The organism is Peptoniphilus rachelemmaiella, from assembly GCF_943169845.1.
Lineage (GTDB): Bacteria > Bacillota > Clostridia > Tissierellales > Peptoniphilaceae > Aedoeadaptatus > Aedoeadaptatus rachelemmaiella.
Window position 1 is genome coordinate 1 of record NZ_CALPBW010000033.1, and the last position, 7,956, is coordinate 7,956.

The 7,956-nt window shown below is 51.5% G+C and carries 9 protein-coding genes, 1 pseudogene and 1 other annotated feature; of the genes and pseudogenes, 8 read left to right on the forward strand and 2 right to left on the reverse strand.

Going from position 1 to position 7,956, the window contains the following annotated elements:
- Window positions 1-175: 175 nt before the first annotated feature.
- Window positions 176-532, reverse strand: coding sequence for a fluoride efflux transporter CrcB (gene crcB / locus KO087_RS09390; RefSeq protein ID WP_215508964.1), 357 nt, complete (start codon window positions 530-532; stop codon window positions 176-178).
- Window positions 532-1,749 carry a peptidase T gene (gene pepT / locus KO087_RS09395; protein WP_215508965.1) on the reverse strand — a complete coding sequence of 406 codons (1,218 nt, stop codon included), beginning with the start codon at window positions 1,747-1,749 and terminating at the stop codon, window positions 532-534. The genes crcB and pepT overlap by 1 nt, the downstream gene beginning before the upstream one ends.
- 80 nt (window positions 1,750-1,829) lie before the next feature.
- On the opposite strand from pepT, the gene KO087_RS09400 reads away from it, so the two are divergent.
- From KO087_RS09400 to KO087_RS09670, 8 genes and pseudogenes are all read left to right on the forward strand, one after another.
- The gene (locus tag KO087_RS09400) at window positions 1,830-3,041 is read left to right on the forward strand and encodes an aminoacetone oxidase family FAD-binding enzyme (RefSeq protein ID WP_215508966.1); all 1,212 of its coding nucleotides are present in this window, start codon (window positions 1,830-1,832) and stop codon (window positions 3,039-3,041) included.
- A gap of 34 nt (window positions 3,042-3,075) precedes the next feature.
- Window positions 3,076-3,193: a sequence feature (ribosomal protein L10 leader region), on the forward strand.
- Between the two features lie 16 nt (window positions 3,194-3,209).
- Complete coding sequence (rplJ, locus tag KO087_RS09405) at window positions 3,210-3,746, forward strand: 50S ribosomal protein L10 (protein WP_215508967.1); 537 nt, start codon at window positions 3,210-3,212, stop codon at window positions 3,744-3,746.
- A gap of 32 nt (window positions 3,747-3,778) precedes the next feature.
- Window positions 3,779-4,168, forward strand: a complete 390-nt coding sequence (gene rplL, locus KO087_RS09410; RefSeq protein ID WP_215508968.1) for a 50S ribosomal protein L7/L12 — start codon at window positions 3,779-3,781, stop codon at window positions 4,166-4,168.
- Between the two features lie 245 nt (window positions 4,169-4,413).
- Entirely contained in the window at window positions 4,414-5,091 is a 678-nt protein-coding gene (locus KO087_RS09415; RefSeq protein ID WP_215508969.1) for an AzlC family ABC transporter permease, read from the forward strand.
- Window positions 5,081-5,410 (forward strand): branched-chain amino acid transporter permease, encoded by a 330-nt coding sequence (locus KO087_RS09420; RefSeq protein ID WP_215508970.1) that lies wholly within the window; start codon window positions 5,081-5,083, stop codon window positions 5,408-5,410. Before KO087_RS09415 ends, KO087_RS09420 begins: the two co-directional genes overlap by 11 nt.
- 46 nt (window positions 5,411-5,456) lie before the next feature.
- On the forward strand, window positions 5,457-6,881 hold the full coding sequence (locus tag KO087_RS09425) for an NCS2 family permease (protein ID WP_215508971.1): 1,425 nt from the start codon (window positions 5,457-5,459) through the stop codon (window positions 6,879-6,881).
- A 105-nt stretch (window positions 6,882-6,986) separates the two neighbouring features.
- A complete protein-coding gene (locus tag KO087_RS09430) occupies window positions 6,987-7,721 on the forward strand; it encodes a cyclase family protein (protein ID WP_215508972.1) in 735 nt (244 codons plus the stop codon).
- 157 nt (window positions 7,722-7,878) lie between these two features.
- A pseudogene (locus tag KO087_RS09670) lies at window positions 7,879-7,956 on the forward strand (IS200/IS605 family transposase); the annotation flags it as partial.

A 7,956-nucleotide genomic window follows, 5' to 3' on the forward strand; every position in this document is an offset into this window, starting at 1 on the left:
GTAACTTTCATCATTTCCGCACGAAACTGCTTTTCGTTTGTTCAAAAGATAAGTGAGTGAGGGTGTGTAGGAAAACAAAAAGGAGCCTAGTTTTCACTAGACTCCCCAATGGTTGACATAGAACCTTAAAAAACCCCCGTACCGTGAAAGCAAGTGCTGCGGTAGAGGGTTTTTTTTATTTGACGAATTGGCCGCCGGTGTAGAGGGCGATGAAGCCAAGCATCACCGTGGCGGCGACATAAAGGACAGCGGCAGCCATGTGGCCTTTTTCCATCATGGCCACGGTTTCCGCGCTGAAGGCGGAGAAGGTGGTAAGGCCGCCGCAAAAGCCCGTCTTTAAAAAAATCTGAAGGCCGGGGTTCATGCCTCGGGCTTCGGCCCAGGCGGCGATGAGGCCCATGATAAAGCAGCCGATGAGATTGGCGAGAAAGGTGGGAAGGGGCAGGCCGTAATCTGAAAGGGGCAGTGTGGAGATCAAAAAGCGGCTCGTCGCTCCCAGGGCGCCGCCGGCGGCAGCATAGAGGACTTGCATTATGCTCTCGTCGCCATTTTTTGAATAAGACCTACGACCACATCCCGGCTCTTTTCCATGTGTTGAATGGGAATGTATTCGTAGGGACCGTGGAAATTCATGCCGCCGGTAAATAAATTCGGCGTGGGCAGCCCCATCCAGGAGAGTCGGCTGCCGTCGGTGCCGCCGCGAATGGGCTCGATGATTGGCTCAATGCCCTCTTCTTCCATGACCTCGACACAGAGATCGATGAGGTCCATATGGGGCTCGATTTTCTCCCGCATGTTGCGGTAGCTTTCTTCCAAGGTTAAGGTGATGCGCTCGCCGTATTTTTTGTTTAAAAAGTCCACGGCGGCCTGAAAGATTTCGCTCATGTTCTTTACCTTCTCGGCGTCGAAGTCGCGAAGGATGTAGTCCATTTCCGCCGCTTCCACATTGCCGCGGAATTGATCCAGATGGAAAAAGCCCTCGTAGCCTTCCGTGTATTGGGGGCGCATGGCATCCGGAAGCATGCGGTCCAGCTCCATGCCCAGGCTAATGGCGTTAATCATGTGGTTTTTCGCCGTGCCTGGGTGGACGCTGACGCCCTTGATGTCCACCTTGGCGCTGACGGCGTGAAAGCATTCGTATTGTACTTCCCCGAGGCGGGAGCCGTCGACGGTAAAGGCAATATCGGCACCGAAGGCCTCCACGTCGAAGTGATCCACGCCGCGGCCCACCTCTTCGTCGGGGGTGAAGGCGATGGCCAAATTGCCGTGGGGCAAATCCTCTTCGATGAGTGTCCGGAGGCTATCCATAATAATGGCGATGCCCGCCTTGTCGTCGGCGCCTAAAAGGGTGGTGCCGTCGGTCACCATGAGATCCAGGCCCACCACGTCCTTTAAGGCGTGGAAATCTTTGTCGGAGAGGGCGATATTTTTTTCTTTATTTAAAAGGATGTCGCCGCCTTCATAGTGGATGACACGGGGCTTCACGCCTTCGCCCTTTGCCGCAGGCGCCGTGTCCATGTGGGACAAGAGGCCCAAGGTAGGCAGGTCTTTGTCCACATTGCCCTTTAAGTGGGCGGTGACATAGCCGTAGTCGTCGACCTTGGCATCGGAAAGACCCAGCTCTTTCAGCTCATCCACAAGGATATGGGCCAAATCGAATTGGCGCGCCGTGGAAGGATAGGTGGTGGAATTTTCGTCGCTGGTGGTGTAAACTTGTACGTATTTTTTCAGTCGTTCGGTAATATTCATGGAAGCTCCTTTCATTTTTTCTAACTTGTATTGTAGCACATATGCATGCTATACTCGGGGAAAAAGAAAGGGGTTTTGCTATGAAAATCGCCATTGTCGGCGGCGGCGTCAGCGGTCTTGCGGCGGGTTGCCTTTTGGCCGAGGCGGGCTTTTTTGTGTCCGTTTACGAGCGAAAAAATCGCGTGGGAAAAAAACTGCTGGCTACGGGAAATGGCCGAGCCAATGTGAGCAATGCCGATCTCTCTTTGTGCCATTGGCATAGCGAATCGCCTCTGCCCTTCGATCCCGGCACCTATTTTTCAGCCGAGGCCCGTCGGGAATTTTTCGACGCCTTGGGAATCGACTTGGTCGAAGAAGATCGGGGCAAGCTTTACCCCTCCACCCTCCAGGCCCGCACCGTCTTAAACGCTCTGCGCCGCCGCTTGCTTGCAGCAGGCGGCGAGGAAGTGGTGGAGACCTGCATCGATTCAATCGAACAATCAAAGGGCGGCTTTCGGCTTGCGAGCGGGGAAAATTCTTTTTTCGCGGATAAAGTCATCGTGGCGACCGGCGGCATGGCCATGCCCCAATCGGGCTCCGATGGCAAGGGCTACGGTCTCATAAAAGCCTTCGGTCACAAAAAAACCCGCACTTTCCCCGGCATCTCCGCCCTGCTATGCGATAGCCCCTATTTAAAGCATTTAAACGGCACGAAAATTCAAGGGACCGTCACCCTCTTTCGAAACGGCGAGAAGATCGCCTCGGAAGGTGGGGAAATTCTTCTCGCCAAAGACGGCATCAGCGGGCCGCCGGTCTTGGATCTCGCTCGAGCCGTCGGGGAGAGAGAGGGGGCGTATGCCGTCGCCTTTCCCATGCTCAATCATTTGGAACAACGCCCGGATTACCGAAATATTATCGAGGGCAGGAGCTATCTTCCACTGGCGGCGGAGGATTTTCTCGACGGCATCCTCTCCAATAAATGGGTGCATGTGGTATTAAAGGAATGTGGCCTGAAAGGGGAGGAGACGATGGATCAACTGGCCTGGGAAGAGAGAGAACGCCTCTTGAATCTGCTCTTTGCCTTCACCCTACCCGTCACCGGCGTGCGGGGATTCGACTACGCCCAGGTCACCTGCGGCGGCATGGCCCTTGATGGCTTCAGCTACGATCTGGAATCCATTTACGCCCCGGGTCTTTACGCCGCCGGGGAAGTGCTGGATGTAGACGGCGACTGCGGCGGCTACAACATTCACTGGGCCCTGGCATCGGCCCATCGCATTGCCCGGGCCATTATAAAAAGTGCGCAATCATGAAAAAAACCCCTTTACACAGGGGTTTTTCTTTGGTATTATGTATGAGTTGAAACCGCAGACAGCAGGTGGTTCGCCTTAATTTCCTGCCGAGGTGACTGAATTTGATTTTGGTACTCGCATTGTGTCTGCAATGTGATTTTTTTTATGTAGAAACGAGGAGGTGAATCTGTGAAAGAAGAGCTACTCCAATCGAAAATTGCCTTAGTCGATGAGATCAAGGAAAAGATCGAAAAGTCTCAATCCATTATTTTGGTTAACAACCACGGCTTAACGGTGGAAGAAGTAACCAAATTAAGAAAGGAATTGCGCGAACACGGCGTAGACTACAAGGTGTACAAAAACACCATGTTGAAACGTGCCTTCGACGCCACCGGCAACGAAAGCGCCAACGAATTACTCGTCGGCCCCACCGTCGTCGCATTCGGTATCGAAGATGCCGTGCAACCGGCTAAGATCTTAAATGATTTCGCCGAAGACAACGATCGCTTAGAAATCAAAGGCGGTCTCTTAGACGGCCGTGTCGTATCTGTCGACGAAGTCAAAGCATTGGCGAAATTGCCGAGTCGCGAAGTGCTTGTTGCACACTTGCTTGGCAGCTTGAATGCACCGATTCAAGGACTGGCAACTGTCCTGTCCGGAAACATTCGCGGTCTTGCCGTTGCGCTTAACCAAATCCGCGAAAAGAAAGAAGAAGAATCTGCCTAAGGGCAAAAATTATTTACGGAGGTATATACATTATGGCATCTGAAAAAGTAACCGCTCTTATTGAAGAGATCAAAGAATTAACCGTTATCGAACTCGCTGACTTAGTTAGCGCTTTAGAAGAAGAATTCGGCGTTAGCGCACAAGCTCCCGTTGCCGTTGCAGCAGCAGGCGCTCCGGCAGCTGCAGCAGCAGGCGCAGCCGCTGAAGAAAAATCCGAATTCGACGTTATCCTCGCTTCTGCAGGTCAAGAAAAAGTTAAGGTCATCAAAGTCGTTAAAGACATTACCGGCCTCGGCTTAAAAGACGCTAAAGCACTTGTTGACGGCGCTCCGAAGCCCGTTAAAGAAGGCGCTAACAAAGAAGAAGCTGACGACATCAAAGCTAAATTGGAAGAAGTCGGCGCTACCGTCGAAGTTAAGTAAGATTTTCTTACGAAAGTCCCCACTCCTGCGAGTGGGGATTTTTTATTGCCCTTCATCGAACACGCTTTTCACCAATCTGAGAGGAGACGATGAAAAAAGGAAAACAGCTTTCGAAAAGGGTGGGCGGATGCGATTGGGGCAGTCCGCTAAAGCGTTGAAATTCAGCGATTTTCCTTTCACTTTTTCCATTTGTCCGTGTATAATCGTCATAGGAAAACAGAAGAAGGGCAGTGTGAAAAAAGAGTATGAAAGAATTTAAGCGCGTTTTTCCGAAAACCATCCCCCTACTAATCAGTTATCTGCTTTTGGGTATGGGCTTCGGTGTTTTGGTTCGCTCCGTGGGCCGCTCCACCTTGGTGAGCCTTTTGATGAGTTTCGGCATTTATGCCGGCGCCATGCAATTTGCCATGGTGAGTTTGTTTGCCCAACACCTTGCCGTGTTGGAGCTGGTCATTTTGGCCATTTCTATTAATTTAAGGTATTTGTTCTACACCATCTCTTTGCTCAATCCCTTGGCCAATGAGCCTCTGTGGAAGAAAATGCTCGTCACCCATTTCTGCAGTGACGAAACTTTCTCCCTCTACATTACGGCGGGGGAAGACGGGGGCATGGCCGATGCCGATGCGATGTACCACATCGGGCTGTTGAACTGTATGTACTGGCTCGCGGGCACACTCCTCGGTGCCCTTTTGGGAAGCGTCCTTCCCATTAATGTGGAAGGCATCGATTTTATGATGACGGCCCTGTTTATTACCGCCTTTATCGAGCAGTGGAAGGGAACGGATCACCACTTCCCGGCGCTTTTAGGCGTGGGGGCTTCTGTTCTCGCCGTCCTTCTTTTCGGTCGCGACAGCTTTCTTTTGCCCGCCATGGCCGTAATTTTAATCGGCAATTTGTATTACAGGAGGAAATATGTCAACTAAAGAAGTCTATATCGCCATCGCCATTGTGGCGGCCATTACCTTTACCATTCGCATGTTTCCCTTGTTTTTCTTTTCCCGCCGCGACACCATTCCGAAAATTGTGAAGGATTTAGGCGTGCTTTTGCCCTATTCCATGATGGGACTTTTAATCGTCTACTGTTTGCGCGTCATGCGTTTCGATTCCTTCGGCGGCTTTTTTCCCATGAGTTTGGCCGCCTTGGTGACAGCGGGCAGTTATTTATGGAAGCGCAAGTCCATTCTTTCCATCGTTTTGGGCACGGCGGTGTATATGTTTTTAATTCAACAAGTGTTCGTTTGAAAAATTCGTGATATACTGTTCGCGTATTATTTTTAAGGAGGAAGTTATGGAATCATTCTTTAAGTTACGAGAAAACAAAACGGATTTTTCGACGGAGATTTTAGCCGGCATGACCACGTTCTTTGCCATGAGCTACATTATCTTCGTCAATCCGGCGATTCTTTCTCAAACAGGTATCCCCTGGGGCGCCGTCTTCTTGGCGACGATTATTGCATCGGTGGTTTCCACCTTGGTCATGGGGCTTTTCGCCAATGTGCCCTACGCCTTGGCACCGGGCATGGGACTTAATGCCTTTTTTACTTACACTGTCGTCTTCGGCTTGGGCTTTACGTGGAAAGAAGCCTTGGGCATGGTCTTTTTATGCGGCGTGATCAATGTGTTGATCACCGTCACCAAAGTTCGGAAGATGATTATTACATCCATCCCCGAATCGTTGCAACACGCCATTAGCGGCGGCATCGGCGTATTCATCGGCTACATCGGTATTAAAAACTGCGGCCTTTTGAGCTTCACCTTGGATCCGGGCACCTATCAAGCCTTGGACGGCGGAACCATCATCGGTTCTTCCGCCGCCGTTCCCGCCTTGGTAAGCTTCAACAATGCCGGCGTCCTTCTCGCTATGATCGGTTTGTTGATCACCGTGGTCTTGGTGCTTAAAAATGTAAAAGGCGCCATTTTAATCAGTATTTTAGCAACGACCATCATCGGCATCCCCATGGGCGTGGTGGACCTGTCGAAACTTTCGGAAAGTCCTTCTGTAGCAAGCTCCTTCCAAGACCTCTCCACGGTCTTCGGCGTGGCTCTCGGCAAAGAAGGGCTGCTGGGTCTCTTCGCAGATCCGGCCCGGATTCCCTTGGTCCTCATGACCATCTTCGCCTTCTCTTTGAGCGATACATTCGACACCCTGGGTACCTTTATCGGCACGGGCCGTCGCTCCGGCATTTTCAGTGAAGAAGATATTCGCAACATGCAAACCAGCTCCGGCTTCAAATCGAAACTGGACAAGGCCCTTTTCGCCGACTCCATCGGCACGGTCATCGGCGCCTTTATCGGTACCAGCAACACCACGACCTATGTAGAAAGTGCGGCAGGCATCGGCGCCGGCGGTCGCACCGGCCTTACCTCCCTGGTTACGGCAGCTATGTTCTTGTTGGCCATCGTCATCGCACCGGTGGCAGGCATCGTGCCGGCACAAGCGACGGCACCGGTCCTCATCATCGTCGGGATTATGATGTGTGCAAGCTTTGCGGAAATCGAATGGACGAATTTGGAATGTGCCGTACCGGCCTTCTTCGCTTCGGTCTTTATGGGCCTCAGCTATTCCATCAGTAACGGCATCGCAGCGGGCTTTATTTTCTACTGCATCGTCATGATCTTAAAGGGAAAGGCCAAAGAGCTGCACCCGATTCTCGTCGGCTCCACGATTTTATTCTTAATCAATTACGCGCTTATGGCTTATTTGGCCATGTAAGAGAAAAGAGGCTTCGGCCTCTTTTTTTGTGCGCGAAAAGGGCTGTGGAAAAGAACGAGACAGGCTATAATGGAGGGTGAAAGAGAAACAACGAAAGGAGATTACATGAAGACACAGCAATTACTACAGGCCCTGAAAGAAAAGACGTGGGTGAGCTTAACCCACGAAGTGACGAAAGACATGGCCATTTACCAGGCCTTTAATCCCTTGGGCGAGCGGGTCCTCACTACATTGGAGGAAACGGGATCGGACAATCGGGAATACACCCTGGGCACCTCCCACGGCACCCACGTAGACGCACCGGCCCATTTTATGGCAGGCGGGAAAATTTTATCGGACATTTCGCCGAAAGAGCGCTACCTGCCCCTTTACGTCCTCCATTTGGAAGACAAGGTAAAGGAAGAGCCCGGCTATGCCGTCACCGTAGACGATATTTTGGCCTTTGAAAAAGAACACGGCGCCATCCCGGAAGGAGCCTTTGTGGCCTTCTCCTCGGGCTGGTACAAGCGGATTTATTCCCAAGACGATTTCACCAACACCCACGACGGTGTGGAAGTGACGCCGGGCTGGTCTGTGGCGGCCCTCGAGTATTTAAGCCGCACGCGGAAAATCGCCGCCATCGGTCACGAAACGCTGAATACCGACGCCGGCCCCGAAGCTGCCGAAGCGGGAGATTTGGTAGCGCAACGCTTTTGGCTCAACGAAAACAAATTCCAAGTGGAAGTCATGGCCAATTTAGATCAGGTGCCCGCCACAGGGGGCGTGATTATGATTAATGTCCTTCACATTAAAGACGCCGTGGCCTTTCCCGCCGAGGTAACCGCCGTATTCGACGCATAATAAAAAAGCCATTGCCCGATAAAAGGCAATGGCTTTTTGCATTAGAAAACCCCCGGTTAGACCGGGGGTTCCGTTTAGCTTTAGCGATAATTGCCCGTTATTTCCAGCGTGATATGATGAGAGAGGTCTGCCAACCAATCACAATCAGGAGGAAATAATGACATCACTAAATCACACCCATAGTTTATCACACACAAAATGGAATTGTAAGTATCACGTAGTGTTTGCTCCGAAA